Here is a 20,016-nt window from a genome sequence, read left to right on the forward strand (position 1 = left end):
CTTCAAATCATATAACACCAACTGATAGGGAGGGTAATATGGATTTAAATATTTTACTTATACTAATATTTTTCGGATTTTTAGCGGCATTTATAGATTCAGTTGTTGGAGGTGGCGGACTCATCAGTATTCCCGCTCTGCTTGCAACTGGTATGCCGCCATCCATCGCGCTCGGAACGAATAAGCTTGCTTCTTCATTTGGGTCATTTACATCGACATTGTCTTTTTTACGTTCGAAGAAAGTGGATTTAAATATTGTAGGTAAATTATTTCCGTTATCATTTTTCGGTTCGATTCTCGGTGCATTTATTGCTACGAAGATGCCGCCTGAATATTTGAAGCCTATTGCGATCGTCTGTCTGAGTCTAGTGCTAGTGTATACGTTATTTAAGAAGGACTGGGGAAGCATTTCGACCTATAAGAAATTAGATAAGAAAAAGTCAGCATTATTCATTTTTGCGATTACATTTATCGGCCTCTACGATGGATTTTTTGGGGGAGGAACAGGCAGTTTTCTGCTGTTCACCTTACTCATCATCGGTTTTGATTTCTTGAGAGCAGCAGGTAACGCAAAGTTTCTAAACTTTGCGAGCAACTTAGGGGCTCTGCTCTTATTTATGGCACTCGGACAAGTGAATTATATGTATGGGCTGAGCATGGGAGCCTCGATGGTAGCAGGGAGCTATGCTGGTAGTCAGTTTGCGCTTAAGCACGGTGTATCATATGTACGTGTACTTTTTATCGTAGTGACGGTGCTATTGATCGGTAAAAACATTGTAGACTACGTTCAGAATTATCTTGTGAAATAGTTTGGTGATTATACATATTCAAATATAAAGAACTGCACATCGTAGTTATACGCTGTGCAGTTCTTTATATCTTATAGAAATGTTCGCTCAACTTTATTCCAGAATGAGTTTTCTTTAACTTTAACTGTTTTAATGATCTTTTTACTTAATGTAATATCGATTGTATCTGTATTCTGTATGGATAATGCCTCGTTATCTAGTCCCATTATAGGATAATAATCTTCTAATTTATCTAGTATTAAAGAAAGTTTACGTCCTTCATCTAAAATAATCGCATTACCAATAGTTCTGTAGTTGTTGTTGTTGAAAGATGCGATTTCAGTCATCTGGAAGCAACGTGTAAGCGGATCGATAATGGCACCATCCAGTGATTTGCTATATCCAGTTGACCCGGTCGGTGTAGAAATCAGCATCCCATCCCCTCGGAAGGTCTCGAATTTCTGATCATCGATTAAGACGTCTAAAGACATCGATTTAATAATTGAAGATTTAATATAGAAATCATTTAGACATAGGTAATGCATCTCGTTATTAATATTTACATCTAACAAAGGATATTTGCGTACTTCGATTAAATCATCCTCGTTATTTAAAGCTTTATCTAATAGTTCGGGAACATCAATATGGAAATCAGTATAGAAGTGTTTCTTATTATCTGTCGCAATGCCAACATATATCACATCTTGACGAAACTTTGTTTTACGGACTGCTTGGAGAAATTCCCCATCACCACCGATAGAAGCGATGATATTTGCAGTTTGATGATTATCAGTTACTTCAAAGTCATAATGTTGAATTAACGTTTCAATTTGTGCTTTAGAGTTCAATCCAGCGGGTTCACCGTTTGCAAAAAAGTAAATTTTATTTCTTTTTACCATTTTTTTACCACTCCTTGTTGTTCACTGATAGATATTTCTGATACTATGTATTATAAGGTCTAAATATTATATTTGAAAGGAAGATACGATGAGTAAAAGAGTGATAGCAATATTATTGGCTTTAGGATTATTTATTGTTGGGTCTACATTAAGCTTCTTCACAAATGTGTTATCTACAGATTTCGCTTCAAGCATGAAGGGACTGGACGAAGAAGGGCTTGCTTCATCTACTGTAGATGGCAGCGACGCGACAAATCAAATTGCACGTATTGAAATAGACGGAACAATTATGGATACTGGGACGCCTTCGCCTTTCTCAGGTGAAAGTTATAACCACCAGCTGATACTGGATTCATTAGATGAGGTGAAAGACAACGGTGATATTAAAGCGTTGATGTTAGTTGTGAATTCACCGGGTGGTGGTGTTTATGAGAGTGCAGAAATTCATGATAAGATTGAAGCGGTCAAAGAAGCAGGTAAAAAAGTTTATGTAACAATGAAAAATACGGCAGCTTCCGGAGGTTATTATATTTCAGCACCAGCTGATAAAATTTATGCTTCTAAAGAAACATTGACGGGGTCATTAGGTGTAATTATGCAATCTATGAATTATAAAGAGCTTGCAGATAAGTACGGGGTTAAATTCAACACGATTAAGAGTGGACCACATAAAGACATTATGAGCCCTACAAAAGAGATGGATGAAACAGAACGTGCAATCTTGCAAAAGTTTGTCGATGAAAGTTATGAAGGTTTTGTAAATGTCATTAGTAATGGAAGGCATATGGATAAAGCTCAAGTGAAGAAAATTGCTGATGGTAGAATCTATTCGGGTCAACAAGCACAAAAGTTGGATCTTGTAGATGAGATAGGCACTGAGGCAGATGCGATGAATGCACTGAAGAAAGAAATTAAAGCGAAAAACGCTGAAGTCATTGAATTTTCAGAGCCAGATGACTTCTTCAATTCTAAATTCTTTGCAGCAGATTCTTTTGTAGGTCACTTAATGGGCAAGAATGATGTAGCTGCAATTAAAGAATTATTGAGTAAACGTCAAGGCATTCAACCAATGTACTTGTATGGGGAGTAGGTGGATGTAATGTATGAAGAAAAATATGAGCAACATATTGAAAGTGACTTAGCTGTTCCAGTGAATTCGCATAATGTGAATGATAAACTTACACAGCAGTTAATTCATGCGACAGAAGCTGGATTTGGTATTCGTTTTGTAGCGTTTATCATTGATTTAATCGTTATTGGTTCGATTAAAAATATTGTATTAAATCCATTTGATGCATCATACGGTTTAAGTGATATATATATTATGACACCGCTCTTTTCGGTCTATAATGTACTTAGTGCATTAATCTACTTTGGCTATTTTATTTTACTTACGTATTTCTTTAATGCAACGCTTGGTAAGATAATCTTAAAATTAAAAGTAGTTCATGAAGATGGCCGCAAACTTTCTATAGGAACGGTTATTACCCGAGAATTCTTTGGACGATATATTTCTAACTTCTTCGCTTATTTACTTTATCTCGTTATACTATTCAATCCAAATAAGCGTGGTATACACGATCTGTTAAGCGATACACTCGTTGTTAAGGAAGAGAGTGCGTTATTAAGAGAAAAGCTTGTGAAGCAAGAAATCAGAATTTAATCAGTCAAATTAATTCGTTTTCTCTTATAAACATGTTAAATTAATAGTGTAAAACAATTTAGGAGGTATCATAATGGCACAAGTTACATTTAAAAACAATCCAATGAAATTATCAGGCGAGCCTGTCACAGTTGGGACGGCAGCTCCGGATTTTTCCGTATTAGCAAATGATCTAACGGTAAGAACATTAGCCGATTACGAAGGTAAGAAGAAATTAATCAGCGTTGTTCCATCTATTGATACAGGTGTATGTAGTACACAAACACGTAAATTTAATGAAGAAGCAGCAGGCATTGATAATGCTGTTGTTTTAACTATCTCTGTAGATTTACCATTTGCTCAGGCAAAATGGTGTGCCGCAGAAGGATTAGAGAACGTCATTACTTTAAGTGACCATAAAGACCTATCATTTGGTACGAACTATGGTGTCGTAATGGAAGACTTACGTTTACTTGCGCGTTCGGTATTTGTTCTCAACGATGCAAATGAAGTAGTCTATACTGAAGTTGTCCCAGAAGGTACGGATCACCCAGATTATGATAAAGCAATTGAAGCGTTAAAATCAATTTAATTACACGTATTAACTACTGCCCTTGACTTGGGGCAGTTTTTATTTGAAAGGATCATATATGATAGAAGAATTATTTAAGGTTATTGATAGTAAGGCGAAAGCACTCCAAAAAGAAAATGGACATAGTTTTATTGAGAATTTAGGATTAAGTCTCGAAGATATTTATATCAATCAAAGAGATCTGCTTGAAAGAAGTACGAGTATCGATCGTAGAAAGGCTTTCCAGTTCAGTTATCTAAGCTTATTGAAAGAAGAGATGATACAGCCGAATCATCAGATGACACCAGATAGTATTGGATATATGACTGCGTATGTAATGAATTTGTTTGTTCAAGATGAACAGGTTAAGATATTAGATCTTACGAGTGGTACAGGACATCTCTCAGCTACAATACACGAACAAAATCCAGGCAAGACTTTTGACCACGTACTTGTAGAAGTTGATCCTGTATTATCAAGACTCAGCGTACATTTAGCAAACTTTTTAGAGATACCCTTTGATGTCTTTCCTCAAGATGCAATTATGCCATTACCAGAAGGCGATTTCGATGTTGTTACTGGTGACTTTCCAGTAGGCTACTACCCGAATGATATAAGAAGTCATGAAATGAAACTTGGATTTAAAGAAGGACATAGTTTTAGTCATCATTTATTAATTGAACAGGCGATAAATAGCCTAAAGCCAGGAGGTCTCGCATTTTTAATTGTTCCAACCCAACTCTTTGAAGGTGACAATGTGGAACAGTTACAAAAATTTGTTGCTACAGAAACAATAATGCAAGCCTTTTTGAATTTCCCTTCGAGTTTGTTCAAGACTGAAGCACGTCGAAAAAGCTTGCTCGTATTAGAACGAAAAGATGGTTCGAAATCCAAAACAGTTGAAGTTTTACTCGCAAATATTCCCGATTTCAAAGATGAAAGAAATATGAAATCATTTATAGATGAATTAGAAGTGTGGCATTCAGAAAATCGTAACAAATAATTCTGTATTATTCTTGATAATAATCTGTATTAATGATTAAATATAAGTATTCAATTACTTAGGAGGAAGACCATGAAAAAAATTATGGCAATTAATGCAGGTAGTTCATCTTTAAAATTTCAGTTATTTGAAATGCCTGAAGAGAAAGTATTGACTAAAGGATTAGTAGAAAGAATTGGATTACCGAATTCAATCTTTACAATTTCAGTCAATGGTGAGAAGATCACTCAAACTTTAGATATTAAAAATCATGAGCAAGCGGTTGATATGATGCTTGATGAAATGAAAAAACATGGTATCATCCAAGACATTAATGATTTAGATGGTACAGGTCACCGTGTCGTACAAGGTGGAGACATCTTTGAAACAAGTGCGCTTGTAACGGATGAAGTAGAAAAGCAAATTGAAGAATTATGTGAATTAGCACCATTACACAACCCTGCAAACTTAATGGGTATCCGTGCATTCCGTAAGATGCTACCAAATATTCCGCACGTAGCAATCTTTGATACTTCATTCCATACAACAATGCCTGAAGAAGCATTTCTTTATAGCTTACCTTACAAATATTATCAAGATTATGGTATTCGTAAATATGGTGCACATGGTACAAGCCATAAATTCGTAGCAGAACGTGCTGCAGAATTATTAGATCGTCCTATTGAACAATTACGTATCATTACTTGCCATATCGGTAATGGAGCTTCAATTGCTGCAGTAGAAGGTGGTAAATCTGTAGATACATCTATGGGATTCACACCACTTGCTGGAGTTACAATGGGAACACGTTCAGGTAACCTTGATCCTGCAATTATTCCGTTCTTAATGGAGAAGACTGGTAAGACAGCTCAAGAAGTTATCAATGTATTAAATAAAGAATCTGGATTACTAGGAATTTCAGGAATTTCTAGTGACTTACGTGATATCGAACAAAAAGCTGAAGAAGGTGACGAACGTGCCATCTTAGCATTAGATGTATTTGCTAGTCGTATCCATAAATACATCGGGTCATATGCAACACGTATGAAAGGTCTCGATGCAATCGTATTCACTGCAGGTGTTGGTGAAAACTCTGATATCGTGCGTGCACGTGTATTAGAAGGATTAGAATTCATGGGCGTTTACTGGGATCCAAAACTAAATGCGGGTCTTCGTGGAAAAGAAGCATTTATCAACTATCCACATTCACCAGTTAAAGTTATGGTAATTCCAACAGATGAAGAAGTTATGATTGCACGTGACACGATGACTTTCGGTAACTTAAAATAATATGAAAAAAGGTCGGAACTATTGTTCCGACCTTTTTTTACAATAATAGATTATCTTATAGATAATGATATGAACTAACAGCTTTATCTACTGTTTATGTTCTTCTAGCAGTTCTTTTGTAGCAACTTCTGGCTGGAAGTTATGTGGCATTGTTTCAGTTCTGACAACTAATACGTCACATTCTGCATGACGTACGATGGCCTCTGATACTGATCCAATAATGAAACGTTCAACCGCATTAAGTCCAGTTGAACCACACATGATTAAGTCTGCTCCTAATTTTTGTGCGATTTTCTTAGGAATAATCGTCTTAGGTGAACCGTATTCGATTAAAGTATCGACGTTTGATACACCACGGCTTTGTGCTACTCTTTTGTAACCATCAAGCAATGACTCTGCAAACTGTGTTGCGCGTTCTGAAATAGAGCGGTCATAAGCTTCGACACTTGCATAGCTTCTTGTATCGATAACATTGATAATCGATAATGTTGCATTGTTACGCTTAGCAACTTCCACAGCTTTATTGAAGGCCCATTCCGCTTCACTTGATCCATCGACTGCGATTAAGATATTTTTATACACTAACATAAAAATCCCTCCATTTACGATCTTTATTACACTTTTATTATATCACTAATGTTTAGAATGTAATAATAGAATTGTAAACATTTTATATATTCTGAATATTCTTACCAAATCAAATGATTGCGTTTTCATTTGTAAATGTTACTATATTCTTGTAAGGATAAATTAAGGGGAGTGTATGACATGTTAATAGGTATTCCAAAAGAAATTAAAAACAATGAGAATCGTATTGCTTTAACGCCAGGTGGGGTTCATGCATTAGTTGATAACGGACATAAGGTTATCGTCGAAAAAGGTGCAGGACTTGGTTCTTACTTCACAGATGAGGATTACATCGAAGTAGGCGCACGCATTGGTTCAGTTGAAGAAGCATGGAATGTAGATATGGTAATGAAAGTTAAAGAACCTTTAGAGCCTGAATTTAAATATTTCAAAGAAGGTCTAATTTTATTTACATATTTACATTTAGCTCCAGAACCAGCATTAACGAAAGCTTTATTAGATAATAAAGTGGTGGGGATAGCGTATGAAACAGTTCAGTTACCGACAGGTGGGCTGCCATTATTATCTCCGATGAGTGAGGTTGCAGGTCGTATGGCAACCCAGATCGGTGCACAGTTCTTACAGAAGATTCATGGTGGTAAAGGAATCTTATTAGCGGGTGTACCAGGTGTTCAAAAAGGTCGTGTAACAATTATCGGTGGAGGACAAGCTGGAACAAATGCTGCGAAAATGGCGGTCGGTCTAGGTGCTGAAGTTACAATCTTAGACTTAAGTCCAGTACGTTTACAGCAGTTAGATGATTTATTCGGAAATCAAGTTCAGACTTTAATGTCTACACCATTAAACATTGCTGACAGTGTACGTGAAAGTGATCTCGTTATCGGTGCAGTATTAATTCCAGGTGCGAAAGCTCCAAAACTTGTAACTGAAGAAATGATCAAGTCAATGAGCCCAGGTTCAGTAGTCATTGATATTGCAATTGACCAAGGTGGTATATTCGAAACATCAGACCGTATTACAACGCATGATGACCCAACATTCGTAAAACATGATGTTGTGCATTATTCAGTTGCGAACATGCCAGGTGCTGTACCACGTACATCAACGATGGCATTATCCAATGCAACAATTCCTTATGCAATCCAGATTGCAAATAAAGGGTATAAGCAAGCAGCTTTAGATAATGAAGCAATCCTAAAAGGTTTCAATACGCTTGATGGACATGTTACTTTCCAAGCTGTAGCGCAGGATCAAGGTTTAGAATACTTTGATGCAAAATCATTGTTGAATAATTAATGAAAGAATAAAATCGAGGCCCGCATATTAATGTGGGCCTCGATTTTTGTAATTTTAAGCATGATTATCAGACTACTGACACATATAAATTAATGATAGATTTCTCTGCCATATGCATGCTGGAATGGAATCCATTTTTTAAGTTCGGTGAATTCATCACTGTCTGCTACTTCCGGAATAATCTCAATCTCACCTTTGGAATGTCGTAACAGACGACCAAGCTGATACGTATTATCAAGGATAGGTTTCAAGTAAGAAACATCTCCATGCGTGATGATTGCTGATACATTTATCTCAATTAATGCATCCATCGCTTTCAGTTGTGCACGGAGCGGAATCTTATCAAATTGAGAATGCATGATCACAGGTGTTGATTCAGCAGCTTGAATCAATGTCTGCATCACGGGGATATCAAGATCATTATCAGAGTCCAGTGCACCGAATATAAAGCCATCTATCTCCATTCGGTTCAACTGCCTAATATCTTCCCGCATTATTTCGACATCAAATAAAGTATAATGACAACTTTGAAAAGATGGATTGATGAGGGCGTATACTCTGACGTTTAAGGGATGACAGTATTCTATCGCTATTTTTGCGAATCCGTAACTTGCTGTCATCCCGGTCTGATTAATAACAATATGTGTTGCCCCATGATTCACTGCTGCGTATAGATCATGAAAAGTTTCGACGACATTGTATGTGGTCATTTTACATAGCTCGTGAGTACTTCGTATCCATCTTCTGTTACTAGAATATCATCTTCAACGCGAACACCAACTGTTTCAGGATAGTAAATACCCGGTTCGATTGTAAATACCATACCAGTTTGTAATGTGTTTTCATTTGATGAAGAGATATCTGGAAATTCATGTACACTGATGCCAAGACCGTGACCTAGGCGGTGTGGGAAATAGTCTCCATAACCTTTAGAGATGATATAATCACGTGCAGCTGCGTCTATGTCTTTAACAGGTACGCCGGGCTTTACAAGTGCTATCGCACGTTTATTTGCTTCTGTAACGATACTGTGAATATCTTGATGTAACTGAGGAGGTGTACCGAATGCTACTGTACGTGTAATATCGGAACAATAACCTTTGTATATAACACCAAGATCAAAGAGTACATATTCGTCCTCATTCAACGTTCTTCCACCAGGTGTGCCATGTGGGCTTGCTGCGTGATCACCAAACAGTACCATCGTACTGAAACTCATATCAGAAATACCTTCAATACGTTTCATTTCACTTTCGATAATCTGCACAACTTCCGCTTCAGTAATCCCGATTTTTAATGCTGCTACTCCAGTTTCAACCGCTTGGTCTGCGTAGCGTGCCGCTTGTTTTAATAAAGCAATCTCATCTTCTGATTTAATATTTCGCATATCTTTAATAATCTGATCGATTGATTGTAATGCACTTGGTTTGAAGTGCAGCTGAATTGCTTTCTCGCGCTTTACTGTTACATGTTCCTCTTCGATAAACATTACAGCTCCATCCGGTATTTCAAGCTGACGTTTCGCTACTTGAAATGCATCTTCTGTATCTGAATAGCCAACTGTATTTAAATTTGATGCGTTTATCGCATCGTTCACTTCCATTGCGGGCACGATCAATGATGCTTTGTGCTGTGTTACGTACAAAGCTGTAAGTCGTTCGTGGGGGTCAGAAAGGAAGCCACTGAAGTAATTGATATTTTCTGGCGTTGTAATAAAAGCATGTGTAATATTCTGTTCAGTCATATAAGCTGTCAATTTTTCTAGATTTTTCATATCATTGCTCCTTTTTCATAGTACTTCTAGTGTAAATTAAATTAATTGAGAATTCAATTTTCATATGTCAGCTTTTTAAATACACTTTAATTAATGTATAATAGAAGTTAACAATAGGAGAGAGGTGTTATAATGGAAATCTTTTTTCACGGTCAATCTTGTATTACATTCGAACATAATGGAAAGAAAGTCATTGTAGATCCTTTTATTAATGGGAATAAACTGTCAGACTTAGATAGTGAAACAGTTGAAGTAGATTATATTGTACTTACACATGGGCATGGAGATCATCTAGGAGATACTGAAGCAATTGCAAAACGCACAGGAGCAAAAGTAATCGGAACACCAGAACTTTGTGATTATTTAGCAGGTAAAGGTGTTGAAAATACACATCCGATGAATATCGGAGGGAATGTAGCATTTGATTTTGGTAAGGTGAAATATGTGCAGGCATTCCATAGTAATTCTATTACTGAAGCGGGTAAAATCATTTATTTAGGTATGCCTTGTGGTCTTGTCTTTACACTAGGAGAAAAAGTCATTTATCATTGTGGCGACACGGGATTATTCTCTGATATGAAATTAATCGCAGAGCGCCACCCTGCTGATGTCTGCTTTGTTCCGATCGGTGATAATTTTACGATGGGAATTGACGATGCAGCTTATGCTGTTAATGAATTCATCAGGCCGGCTATTGCTGTTCCAATTCATTACAACACATTCCCGTATATTGAAGTTGATGTGAATGCGTTTGCTGATAAGGTGCATACGAAGGTTAAAATATTGCAGAGCGGTCAATCTGTTTCAATTTAATTAAATAAGTAAGAGAATAGGTGGAACATTGACAAAACATGAACAAATTATAGAACATATCAGCAATTTACCCGTGGGGTCAAAGATATCCGTAAGACAAATTGCAAAGATACTCCGTGTATCTGAAGGTACTGCATATCGTGCAATTAAAGAAGCAGAGAATAATGGTATCGTTTCAACCATTGAGCGCGTTGGAACGATTCGTATCGAAAAGAAGAAGCGCAATGCAATAGATAATCTGACGTTTGCAGAAATTGTCAATATTATTGACGGCCATGTTATTGGTGGGCGTGAGGGACTGCATAAATCATTGACCAGGTTTGCAATTGGTGCCATGGAACTAAACGAAGTGGAGAAGTATATCGGTGAGAATACTTTGCTTATTGTCGGTAACCGTTCAGAAGTACAGAAGCTTGCTTTGTCAAAAGGCTCTGCTGTACTTGTTACAGGTGGTTTTGATACTACTGAGGAAGTAAAGCAGATGGCAGATAACTTAGAATTGCCCATCATCTCTTCTAATTTTGATACGTTTGCTGTCGCAAATATGATCAATCGCGCAATCTATGATCAGCTAATCAAAAAGGAAGTGCTCACAGCACAAGATATATTGATAAAGATAGAGGATACAATCTATTTAAGAGAAAACGATACTGTCAGTGAATGGAATCATCTTTCAGAATCATCGAAGCACACGAGATTTCCTGTACTGGATGATAATAATAAATTGAGTGGAATCGTAACAAGTAAAGATGTGTTAGGAAAGAACCCTAACGAGAAGATTAAAAAGGTGATGACGAAAAATCCTGTATCAGTGAATTTAAATTCTACTGTCGCAAGCTGTGCGCATATTATGATCTGGGAAAGCATTGAACTGCTGCCGGTTGTTTCTAGATATAATAATCTACTTGGAATCGTATCGCGAGAAGATGTGCTGAAGGCGATGCAGGTTGTCGATCGTCAGCCTCATATTGGTGATACGATTAATGACCAGGTACTTAAGAAGATGACATTTAAAGAAGGTGAAATTTCAGTGAAAATTTCACCTCAAATGTCCAATCAGTTTGGTATGCTGAGTAAATCTGTCTATTTAGCGATTATAGAAGAGACGATAAATCATGAAATGAAAAAACATATTAAAGGCGATATTCTAATAGATAATATCGATATTATATTTGTTAAGACCGTACAGATGGACAGTGGAGTGAATGTGACATTTACGTTGCTCGATCTTGGTAGAAAGGCAGCGAAAGTAGAGGTGGCGTTATCTGTCCGCCATCAAATCGTTGCCAAATCACTTTGTGCGATACAGGTGATCGAACATTTCTATTAAATAACAAAACCCATACGTGTAAATGCGTACGGGTTTTGTTATTAATAAGCTATCGTTGGCGCTGTTTCTTTTCAAGCTCAGCCCAAGCAGCGTCTTCATCTGCAAAGTGAGACTCAAAATGATGCTTTGCTCTAATCGCATATTGATAGTTGGCTACTGCAAAGACAATCAGTATCGCGCATACTACAAAAGTAAACCACTGTGGGAATAACAGCATCTGATTCAAAGCGAAGGCAAACATAAAGATAGCGAAACATTGACGTGCTCGAGCGCGATACCAGGCGCGACGAACATCTTTCACCGTTCTGAAGTATTTAGCGATATTAAATATAGTAAATATAAATGAAAATAGCATAACAGCAACAAGTGCTGATATAATATAGGGAAAAATAACTTCCATTTGAATTAACCTCCAGTCTTATCGATTATATCAACGAAATGAATTTTAGTAAATAAAGGAGAATATATGAATAAACAAGAAATAAATACATTGATTAATGAAATCAATGCTTACGAGACAGTTATTATTTTTAGACATGTCCGACCGGATCCAGATGCATTAGGTTCACAAATAGGATTAAAACATGCGATTAAGCGTTTATATCCCAATAAACGTGTATATGCGGTTGGTACTGAAGTTGAAAGTTTAAAGTTTATCGGTGACATGGATACTCTAACTGATAAACAGTTTGAAAGTGCGTTAGCGCTCGTTCTGGATACTGCGAATGCACCGCGTATTGATGATAGTAGATACATGCTTTGTGATAAGATAATTAAAATCGATCATCATCCACCTGAAGATCAGTATGGAGAACTTAACATTGTGGATACGACTGCATCGTCAACAAGTGAAATCATCTATGAAATATTGACTTCGCTAGGATATGGAAGTGATTATATCGATCGCGCAGTAGCAAAGTGTCTTTATATCGGGATTGTTGGGGATACTGGAAGGTTTCTCTTTAATAACACAACATCGCGAACGATGGAAATTGCTGCAGAATTACTTAAGTTTGATATAGATCATACGAAGATGATTAATCAAATGCAGCAACGAGAGGCTTCAAGTATGAAGTTTCAAGGTTTTGTGCTGCAAAACTTTGACTTTGATAATGGAGTCGGCAATATTTTCATTTCTAAGGAGGTGCTCGAATCCTTTAATATTACTGCTTCAGAGGCTTCGTTATTTGTCAATGCTTTTTCCGATATGAAAGGAATCAAAGCATGGGCTTATGCTGTAGACGAAGGCGATGATATTCGCGTAAGACTTAGAAGTAAAGACGTTGTTATTAACACGCTCGCTGCTAAATATAATGGTGGAGGCCATCCATTGGCAAGCGGTGCTTCTGTATATAGCATAGCGGAATACGAGCAGTTGTTAACTGAACTAAAGAAACTTGTAAACGGGTAGGTGAAACAGATGGTTGTTCATTTAAATGTGCATTCGGCATATGATCTTTTGCATTCTACAGTTGAAATTGATGCGTTAGTGACACGTGTCACAGAATTAAAAGAACATGCAGTTGCCTTGACAGACTTTAATGTATTATTTGGTGTGCAATCATTTTATAAGGCATGTATTGCTGCTGATATTAAACCGATAATTGGAATGGAGATATGTGTGACGGATGGACTGAAACAACTACGTGCCGTATGTCTTGCACGCAATAATACAGGGTATGTGAACCTGATTAAACTTTCGTCGAGAATACAGCTTAAAGGGGTAGAGCTCACACCTTTAAAATGGCTGTCACAATATCAATCTGGAATAATTGTAATCTTCAAGTCGATTACGGAATCTGAATCACATTTTACACAGGGTATCGAATCGTATTATATTTGCCATAACAGTTCTCTTGATGCAAAAAAAGTATATATAGAAGATGTACTTTATCTGGAATCCAGTGGTGTACAGCATCTGGAAGTACTCAATGCGATAGAGGAGAATAAGAAGCTGCCATTAGAAATGGTACGAATCAAAGCGGGCACAGCATATATGAAGGATGATGTGCAACTCATTGATTTAAAGATTCCACAGGAGTATTTAGACCGCACACACGAAATTGCGGACCAATGTAATGTAGACATTACAAAGCATCATGCAACTATGCCGAAATTTCCAGTCGAAGGTTATTCGAGTGACGCGTATCTAATGAAGCTGCTACAAGAAAAGAAGAGAGAGATACCACACTTTGATGAACGCTATGAGCAACGTCTACGTTATGAATATGATGTTATAACGCAGATGGGGTATGCCGATTACTTTCTGATTGTCGGTGATTTAATTCAGTATGCAAAGGAACACGATATTCTTGTCGGCCCGGGTCGTGGTTCATCAGGCGGCTCACTAATCAGCTATGTGCTTGGAATCACCGAGGTAGATCCTGTTCAATATAATCTGCTCTTTGAACGGTTCTTAAACCCAGAACGTGTGACGATGCCAGATATTGATATTGATTTTGAAGACACGAAGCGTGATCAGGTGATTCAGTATGCGGTCGACAAATATGGTAAATATAATGTCAGTGGTATCGTTACATTCGGACATTTAAATGCACGTGCGGTAATGCGTGATACAGGGCGTATATTACAGTTTTCAGATGCCGAATTAAAGAAAATCAGCACTTTGATTCCAAAACGTGTCGGTATCACACTTGATGATATGAAGATGGATGAGGATTTTATGGGGTTCATCAATGAGTATGATCGTCGAAAGCAATGGTTTGATATTGCTTATGCGCTCGAAGGACTCCCGCGCAACACATCGACACATGCTGCTGGCGTAATTATTCATGATCAGCTACTGACAGATTACGTGCCGATTATAGAAGGAGATTCAGTGTCACTTACGCAGTGGACGATGACAGAAGTTGAATCTATCGGTTTACTGAAAATCGATTTTTTAGGACTAAGGAATCTGTCAATCATACGTAATGTGATGGATCAGGTTAGGATACAGTTTAATCAGCAGCTTGACCTGAATACATTGCCGCTTGATGACCCTAAAGTCTATACACTACTAGAACAAGGGGACACCACTGGTATATTCCAGCTCGAATCGGATGGTATTCGAAATGTACTACGTAATCTGAAACCCAGTCATTTCAACGACATTGTTGCCGTACTGGCACTTTATCGACCAGGCCCTATGGAACAGATTCCAGTCTATATCGAAAGAAGGCACGGTGTTCAATCTGTTGATTATATTCATGACGATCTAAAAGCGATATTGAAAGATACATTCGGTGTCATCATTTATCAAGAACAAATTATGCAGATTGCAAATCAATTTGCGGGATTCAGTTATGGAGAAGCAGATATATTAAGGCGAGCCATGAGCAAGAAGGACATGTCGGTGCTACTGACGGAAAAAGAACATTTTATTCTAGGAAGCGTCAATAAAGGTTATGATAAACAAACCGCAGAAGCGATATATGAATTAATACTGAAGTTTGCGAACTATGGGTTTCCGAAAGCGCATGCAGTTGCATATGCCAAAATCGCTTACTATATGTTATACCTGAAAGTGCATTATCCAAATATCTTCTATACAGCTATACTGAGTAATCAAATCGGCAGTGAGCACAAGACTAAAGAGATTATCGATGAAGTCAAGAAACGTGGTATACCGATATATGCTGCCGATATCAATAAGGCACATTGGTATTATCGTACATATAAGGACGGTATATTAAACGCTCTAGGTGTCATTAAAGGACTCGGCTACAAAAGTGTTCAGGATATTATTGATGCAAGAAAACAAGGTTCATTTAAAGATATCTATGACTTCTGTGCGCGTATCCCCTCACGAATTGCTAGTAAACCTTTATTAGAAGCTCTAATCTATGCGGGCTGTTTTGATTCTTTTGGACACACGCGCGCAACATTACTTGCATCGCTTGATATGATAATCGATGTTGAAAGGACAAATGAAGGAGAAGAAAGCTTTCTAGAGTCGCTTGGTTTAAATAAGAAGAAAGATTATATCATTCACGAAGAAATGTCAGATATGAAAAAAGCAGAATATGAAAAAGCATATCTTGGCTTTTATTTAACGAATCATCCGGTGGAATCACGCTTTAAAGCACTTCAATATCTGCCATTATACAAGATTGCGCAACGACTGAATCAGCATTATATGCTGATATTCATTGATGAAGTGAGAAGGATTAGAACAAAGAAAGGTCAACCGATGGCATTTATCAAAGGCTTTGATGGTACAGATAATATTGATATCGTATGTTTTCCGGATACCTATCATAAGTTTGAGACAGTGATTCAATCTCACCAAATGATTGTGATCAATGGGAAATTTGATAGTAACCGAGGGAAAGATAACTATATCGCTGAAACGATTGAAACTGTCGAATCATTTATGAACAGAATATACGAGGAAGCTCGATTTATATATATACGCGAACCGTTACCAGAGAGCATCATTCTAGATGAAGGGGAGATACAGCTCATCTATTTTGATCGTGCCCAGCATGTAATTGGCACAGTGTCCAAAGATAAAATTAAAGAACTGGTTGAATATTTCAACCCTGAAGATATTCGTATAATATAAACTTTATTAAAGATTAAACATATGATATATTAATCCTTAGTGGTCAGACCACTAAGGATTTTTTTGGAGGTGCAACTGTGAATACCCCGCATAAAGGTTTTAATCATGTTTTAGATGAAATCGACCGCATGATAAAGAATGATGGATTGAAGTCTGGTGATAAACTTCCATCTGAAAGACATTTGAGCGAGTTACTGAATATCAGTCGCTCAAGCATAAGAGAAGCATTACGCGCACTTGAGATTCTTGGTGTTATCGAGACGAGACGGGGCGAAGGAACTTATTTATCCGATATGGATAATAACCAGTTCTTCGAGCTGATAGGCGGATATTTGATTACATCAAGGGCACAAACAGGTGAAATAAAGGATTTTATACATATGATTGAAAGCAGTATAACATTTGAAGAGAATAAAACGATTGAAGAATGTATCAATACAAGCAACACAATCATGTTTAGAGTTTGGAAATTATTAAAGCGCTATGAAGCGACTTATGATGAAAAGGCGTGAGCATATGTTTAAGGATATCTTTAAAAAAAATAAAAAGAAAAAATATGTAACCGTTAAAAATATGACAGATACAGAAGTACCTGAAGGTATAATGGCGAAATGTCCAAAATGTCAAAAAATTATGTATACAAAAGAGTTACAGGAAAATCTAAATGTTTGTTTTAACTGTGATCATCACATGGCGATGAACGCTTATGACCGCATCGATGCTTTGATGGATAAAGGTACCTTTAAGGAACTGGATAAACATGTTGAACCGGTCAACCCGCTTAACTTTCCCAATTATGAAGAGAAAATAGAGAAAGATAGAGCGAAGACGGAGATTGATGAAGCGGTCGTAACTGGGTGGGGTACAATCAATGGTTATAAGACGGGAATCGCTGTAATGGATTCAAGATTTCGTATGGGTTCTATGGGAACGGTAGTTGGAGAGAAGATTACACGTGCAATTGAATATGCGACAAAACAGCAGATGCCTTTTATTATCTTTACAGCAAGTGGTGGTGCGAGAATGCAGGAAGGAATACTATCACTGATGCAAATGGCTAAAGTAAGCGTGGCTTTGAACCGACATCGTGAAACAGGATTATTATATATTGCATTTATGACACATCCTACGACAGGCGGTGTATCTGCAAGTTTTGCATCTGTCGGAGATATTAATCTTGCTGAACCAGAAAGTTTGATTGGATTTGCAGGACGACGTATCATCGAACAGACGATCAATGAGAAGCTACCTGATGATTTCCAGACTGCTGAATTTCTACTGGACCATGGACAGCTTGATAAAGTTGTGCATCGTAAAGAGATGAAAGAGGTTCTTACTACAATCTTGAAATTACATCAAAGGGGTGAAAATTAATGGTGCTGGATTTTGAACAACCCATTAGAGATATCGAAAAGAAAATTCAAGATATAGAGCAATATATGAAAGCATCCGATGTTGATTTGACACATGAGGTAGAATTACTGAAGGCAAAGAAAGAAAGCCTGTTTAAATCAATCTATGCCGATCTGTCCCCTTGGCAAAGAGTCCAGATTGCACGTTTAGGTGAAAGACCGACAACGTTAGATTATATCGCACATCTATTTGATGAATTTATGGAATTCCATGGAGACAGGAACTTTAGAGACGATCCTGCAATCGTCGGAGGTATTGCTTCTTTCCAAGGCCGCCCAGTTACTGTCATTGGTCACCAGAGAGGAAAAGAGACGAAAGATAATATATACAGAAACTTCGGCATGGCTCACCCAGAAGGTTATCGTAAAGCGATGCGGTTGATGAAGCAAGCTGAAAAGTTCAACCGTCCGATTATATGTTTTATCGATACGAAAGGAGCATATCCTGGTAAAGCAGCTGAAGAACGTGGGCAGAGTGAGTCGATTGCACGTAATCTAGTAGAGATGGCTGCACTTAAAGTACCGGTTATCTCGATTGTCATCGGGGAAGGTGGAAGTGGTGGAGCGCTTGGTTTAGGTGTATGTAATACATTGTTAATGTTAGAAAACGCAACGTATTCCGTCATTTCTCCAGAAGGTGCGGCAGCGTTACTGTGGAAAGATAGTACACTTGCCCAGTTGTCGGCAGAAACGATGAAGATTACTGCACCTGACTTGCTTGAACTTGGTGTCGTAGATGAAGTGATTCATGAAATACCTGGGGGTGCACATCGAAATATTGCGCAACAAAGTCAGTTGATCAGTAAAGCATTAACCCCATTTATTCATGAACTTTCACAACGCTCTGCAGAGGATATTGTGCAACAACGCTATGATAAGTTTAGAGCAATCGGTGAAATCAAATAAAAAGATATAAATATAATATGAAAAGGTAGTTGAAAACGTTGTCTAAATAATAAATTGGCGACGTTTTTTTGAATGTTTTTTTAAAACGTTTTCATTGTTACGAAGATGTGATATTGATGGATAATGTGAAAGTAATGTGTTAATTTAAAGATAAAGAATACACAAAGTGAGGAATTGATATGAAAAAGATAGCTGTGTTAACGAGTGGTGGCGATGCACCTGGAATGAATGCTGCTGTTCGTGCTGTTGTGCGTAAAGCAATGTATTACGACATAGAAGTTTATGGCGTATATCAAGGGTATCAAGGATTAATCAATAATAATATCAAGAAGATGGAACGTGGCACTGTAGGGGATAAGATACAGCGTGGGGGGACATTTCTGCAATCGGCACGTTGTCCAGAATTTAAAGATCCAGAAGTACGCAAGCAGGCGATTGCCAATTTAAATAATCTTGGCATTGAAGGTCTGGTGGTTATTGGTGGCGATGGAAGTTATCGTGGCGCTCAAAGACTGAATGAAGAAGGCATTAAGACAATCGGTATACCAGGAACGATTGATAATGATATTAATGGCACAGACTTTACAATAGGATTTGATACGGCTTTAAATACGATTGTAGAAGCAATTGATAAGATTAGAGATACGGCGTCGAGTCATGAACGTACATTCATCGTAGAAGTAATGGGTAGAGATGCGGGAGACCTAGCACTGTGGTCTGGTCTTGCAGGAGGTGCTGAGACAGTATTATGTCCGGAGCATCGTAAAGATGTCAAGGTCATTGCAGATAAAATTCAACAAGGGATCGAACGTGGCAAAAAACATTCTATCATCGTTGTTGCTGAAGGCGTTATGACCGGTGAAGAATGTGGTCAGGAACTAAAGAAATATATTAATGTTGATACTCGTATATCGGTACTTGGTCATATGCAGCGTGGAGGCTCGCCTTCTGGAATGGATAGAGTGCTTGCAAGTCGTCTTGGTGGTTACGCTGTAGAACTACTGATGAATGATGAAACTGGTCTGGCAGTTGGTATTCAGAATAATAGTTTATCTAAGACTAAGTTTGAAGACATCTTCACATCTGTCCATCATTTAGATGAGAAGATGTATGAATTATCTAATGAATTATCGATATAATTCAATAAGCGTCGTAACA

The 20,016-nt window shown here is 37.5% G+C and carries 20 protein-coding genes; 15 read left to right on the top strand and 5 right to left on the bottom strand.

The genetic code is table 11. The features are described 5' to 3' along the window. The first annotated feature begins 38 nt into the window (after positions 1-38). Positions 39-809 carry a sulfite exporter TauE/SafE family protein gene (locus CD152_RS10430; RefSeq protein ID WP_103214759.1) on the top strand — a complete coding sequence of 257 codons (771 nt, stop codon included), beginning with the start codon at positions 39-41 and terminating at the stop codon, positions 807-809. Positions 810-880: 71 nt separating this feature from the next. On the opposite strand, the gene CD152_RS10435 is transcribed toward CD152_RS10430, so the two are convergent. Continuing rightward, positions 881-1,687 (bottom strand): NAD kinase, encoded by an 807-nt coding sequence (locus CD152_RS10435; protein WP_103214760.1) that lies wholly within the window; start codon positions 1,685-1,687, stop codon positions 881-883. 88 nt (positions 1,688-1,775) lie between these two features. Here CD152_RS10435 and sppA point away from each other — a divergent pair, with 88 nt between their 5' ends. The 5 genes from sppA to CD152_RS10460 all read left to right on the top strand — a co-directional run bounded on the left by sppA (position 1,776) and on the right by CD152_RS10460 (position 6,172). Then, a complete protein-coding gene (gene sppA, locus CD152_RS10440) occupies positions 1,776-2,777 on the top strand; it encodes a signal peptide peptidase SppA (protein ID WP_101143254.1) in 1,002 nt (333 codons plus the stop codon). A 9-nt stretch (positions 2,778-2,786) separates the two neighbouring features. Next, positions 2,787-3,350 carry an RDD family protein gene (locus CD152_RS10445; RefSeq protein ID WP_101143255.1) on the top strand — a complete coding sequence of 188 codons (564 nt, stop codon included), beginning with the start codon at positions 2,787-2,789 and terminating at the stop codon, positions 3,348-3,350. A 73-nt stretch (positions 3,351-3,423) separates the two neighbouring features. Then, a complete protein-coding gene (gene tpx, locus CD152_RS10450; RefSeq protein ID WP_012657285.1) occupies positions 3,424-3,921 on the top strand; it encodes a thiol peroxidase in 498 nt (165 codons plus the stop codon). A gap of 58 nt (positions 3,922-3,979) precedes the next feature. Then, positions 3,980-4,903, top strand: coding sequence for a class I SAM-dependent methyltransferase (locus CD152_RS10455; protein WP_041636454.1), 924 nt, complete (start codon positions 3,980-3,982; stop codon positions 4,901-4,903). A 72-nt stretch (positions 4,904-4,975) separates the two neighbouring features. Further along, positions 4,976-6,172 (top strand): acetate kinase, encoded by a 1,197-nt coding sequence (locus CD152_RS10460; RefSeq protein WP_012657283.1) that lies wholly within the window; start codon positions 4,976-4,978, stop codon positions 6,170-6,172. Positions 6,173-6,259: 87 nt separating this feature from the next. Here CD152_RS10460 and CD152_RS10465 read toward each other — a convergent pair whose 3' ends face one another. After that, positions 6,260-6,760, bottom strand: a complete 501-nt coding sequence (locus CD152_RS10465) for a universal stress protein (RefSeq protein ID WP_012657282.1) — start codon at positions 6,758-6,760, stop codon at positions 6,260-6,262. A 180-nt stretch (positions 6,761-6,940) separates the two neighbouring features. On the opposite strand from CD152_RS10465, the gene ald reads away from it, so the two are divergent. After that, complete coding sequence (ald, locus tag CD152_RS10470) at positions 6,941-8,056, top strand: alanine dehydrogenase (protein ID WP_103214761.1); 1,116 nt, start codon at positions 6,941-6,943, stop codon at positions 8,054-8,056. An 89-nt stretch (positions 8,057-8,145) separates the two neighbouring features. On the opposite strand, the gene CD152_RS10475 is transcribed toward ald, so the two are convergent. Both CD152_RS10475 and CD152_RS10480 read right to left on the bottom strand, forming a co-directional pair. Next, on the bottom strand, positions 8,146-8,766 hold the full coding sequence (locus CD152_RS10475) for a copper homeostasis protein CutC (protein ID WP_101031243.1): 621 nt from the start codon (positions 8,764-8,766) through the stop codon (positions 8,146-8,148). Then, entirely contained in the window at positions 8,763-9,830 is a 1,068-nt protein-coding gene (locus CD152_RS10480) for a M24 family metallopeptidase (protein WP_101140207.1), read from the bottom strand. Before CD152_RS10480 ends, CD152_RS10475 begins: the two co-directional genes overlap by 4 nt. Before the next feature lie 132 nt (positions 9,831-9,962). Between CD152_RS10480 and CD152_RS10485 the strand changes: the two genes are divergently transcribed. Next, a complete protein-coding gene (locus CD152_RS10485) occupies positions 9,963-10,643 on the top strand; it encodes a metal-dependent hydrolase (protein WP_101031247.1) in 681 nt (226 codons plus the stop codon). 28 nt (positions 10,644-10,671) lie between these two features. Then, on the top strand, positions 10,672-11,973 hold the full coding sequence (locus tag CD152_RS10490; protein ID WP_103214762.1) for a DRTGG domain-containing protein: 1,302 nt from the start codon (positions 10,672-10,674) through the stop codon (positions 11,971-11,973). Between the two features lie 49 nt (positions 11,974-12,022). Here the strand turns inward: CD152_RS10490 and CD152_RS10495 are convergent, their stop codons facing one another. Continuing rightward, complete coding sequence (locus CD152_RS10495) at positions 12,023-12,373, bottom strand: YtpI family protein (protein ID WP_012657276.1); 351 nt, start codon at positions 12,371-12,373, stop codon at positions 12,023-12,025. A 66-nt stretch (positions 12,374-12,439) separates the two neighbouring features. On the opposite strand from CD152_RS10495, the gene CD152_RS10500 reads away from it, so the two are divergent. The 6 genes from CD152_RS10500 (at position 12,440) to pfkA (ending at position 19,997) form a co-directional block, all read left to right on the top strand. After that, positions 12,440-13,384 carry a DHH family phosphoesterase gene (locus CD152_RS10500; protein ID WP_103214763.1) on the top strand — a complete coding sequence of 315 codons (945 nt, stop codon included), beginning with the start codon at positions 12,440-12,442 and terminating at the stop codon, positions 13,382-13,384. Between the two features lie 9 nt (positions 13,385-13,393). Next, positions 13,394-16,540, top strand: a complete 3,147-nt coding sequence (locus tag CD152_RS10505; protein ID WP_103214764.1) for a DNA polymerase III subunit alpha — start codon at positions 13,394-13,396, stop codon at positions 16,538-16,540. A 77-nt stretch (positions 16,541-16,617) separates the two neighbouring features. Beyond that, positions 16,618-17,052, top strand: coding sequence for a FadR/GntR family transcriptional regulator (locus CD152_RS10510; protein ID WP_232237449.1), 435 nt, complete (start codon positions 16,618-16,620; stop codon positions 17,050-17,052). Between the two features lie 4 nt (positions 17,053-17,056). Then, the gene (gene accD / locus CD152_RS10515) at positions 17,057-17,914 is read left to right on the top strand and encodes an acetyl-CoA carboxylase, carboxyltransferase subunit beta (RefSeq protein WP_041636450.1); all 858 of its coding nucleotides are present in this window, start codon (positions 17,057-17,059) and stop codon (positions 17,912-17,914) included. Between the two features lie 2 nt (positions 17,915-17,916). Further along, positions 17,917-18,858: an acetyl-CoA carboxylase carboxyl transferase subunit alpha gene (locus tag CD152_RS10520; RefSeq protein WP_041636448.1), complete on the top strand. Its 942-nt coding sequence runs from the start codon at positions 17,917-17,919 to the stop codon at positions 18,856-18,858. 179 nt (positions 18,859-19,037) lie between these two features. Further along, positions 19,038-19,997, top strand: a complete 960-nt coding sequence (pfkA, locus tag CD152_RS10525; RefSeq protein WP_012657270.1) for a 6-phosphofructokinase — start codon at positions 19,038-19,040, stop codon at positions 19,995-19,997. Positions 19,998-20,016: the final 19 nt, after the last annotated feature.

The sequence above is a fragment of the Macrococcoides caseolyticum genome (assembly GCF_002902665.1).
GTDB classification, from domain to species: domain Bacteria; phylum Bacillota; class Bacilli; order Staphylococcales; family Staphylococcaceae; genus Macrococcoides; species Macrococcoides caseolyticum.

What these genes read in the sequence shown, in the direction of transcription:
- CD152_RS10485 (WP_101031247.1), top strand. Translation starts at nt 9,963, where the DNA reads ATGGAAATCTTTTTTCACGGTCAATCTTGTATTACATTCGAACATAAT.
- CD152_RS10495 (WP_012657276.1), bottom strand. Translation starts at nt 12,373, where the DNA reads ATGGAAGTTATTTTTCCCTATATTATATCAGCACTTGTTGCTGTTATG.
- CD152_RS10500 (WP_103214763.1), top strand. Translation starts at nt 12,440, where the DNA reads ATGAATAAACAAGAAATAAATACATTGATTAATGAAATCAATGCTTAC.
- CD152_RS10480 (WP_101140207.1), bottom strand. Translation starts at nt 9,830, where the DNA reads ATGAAAAATCTAGAAAAATTGACAGCTTATATGACTGAACAGAATATT.
- pfkA (WP_012657270.1), top strand. Translation starts at nt 19,038, where the DNA reads ATGAAAAAGATAGCTGTGTTAACGAGTGGTGGCGATGCACCTGGAATG.
- CD152_RS10435 (WP_103214760.1), bottom strand. Translation starts at nt 1,687, where the DNA reads ATGGTAAAAAGAAATAAAATTTACTTTTTTGCAAACGGTGAACCCGCT.
- CD152_RS10430 (WP_103214759.1), top strand. Translation starts at nt 39, where the DNA reads ATGGATTTAAATATTTTACTTATACTAATATTTTTCGGATTTTTAGCG.
- CD152_RS10460 (WP_012657283.1), top strand. Translation starts at nt 4,976, where the DNA reads ATGAAAAAAATTATGGCAATTAATGCAGGTAGTTCATCTTTAAAATTT.
- CD152_RS10455 (WP_041636454.1), top strand. Translation starts at nt 3,980, where the DNA reads ATGATAGAAGAATTATTTAAGGTTATTGATAGTAAGGCGAAAGCACTC.
- tpx (WP_012657285.1), top strand. Translation starts at nt 3,424, where the DNA reads ATGGCACAAGTTACATTTAAAAACAATCCAATGAAATTATCAGGCGAG.
- CD152_RS10475 (WP_101031243.1), bottom strand. Translation starts at nt 8,766, where the DNA reads ATGACCACATACAATGTCGTCGAAACTTTTCATGATCTATACGCAGCA.
- CD152_RS10465 (WP_012657282.1), bottom strand. Translation starts at nt 6,760, where the DNA reads ATGTTAGTGTATAAAAATATCTTAATCGCAGTCGATGGATCAAGTGAA.
- CD152_RS10445 (WP_101143255.1), top strand. Translation starts at nt 2,787, where the DNA reads ATGTATGAAGAAAAATATGAGCAACATATTGAAAGTGACTTAGCTGTT.
- accD (WP_041636450.1), top strand. Translation starts at nt 17,057, where the DNA reads ATGTTTAAGGATATCTTTAAAAAAAATAAAAAGAAAAAATATGTAACC.
- CD152_RS10505 (WP_103214764.1), top strand. Translation starts at nt 13,394, where the DNA reads ATGGTTGTTCATTTAAATGTGCATTCGGCATATGATCTTTTGCATTCT.
- sppA (WP_101143254.1), top strand. Translation starts at nt 1,776, where the DNA reads ATGAGTAAAAGAGTGATAGCAATATTATTGGCTTTAGGATTATTTATT.
- ald (WP_103214761.1), top strand. Translation starts at nt 6,941, where the DNA reads ATGTTAATAGGTATTCCAAAAGAAATTAAAAACAATGAGAATCGTATT.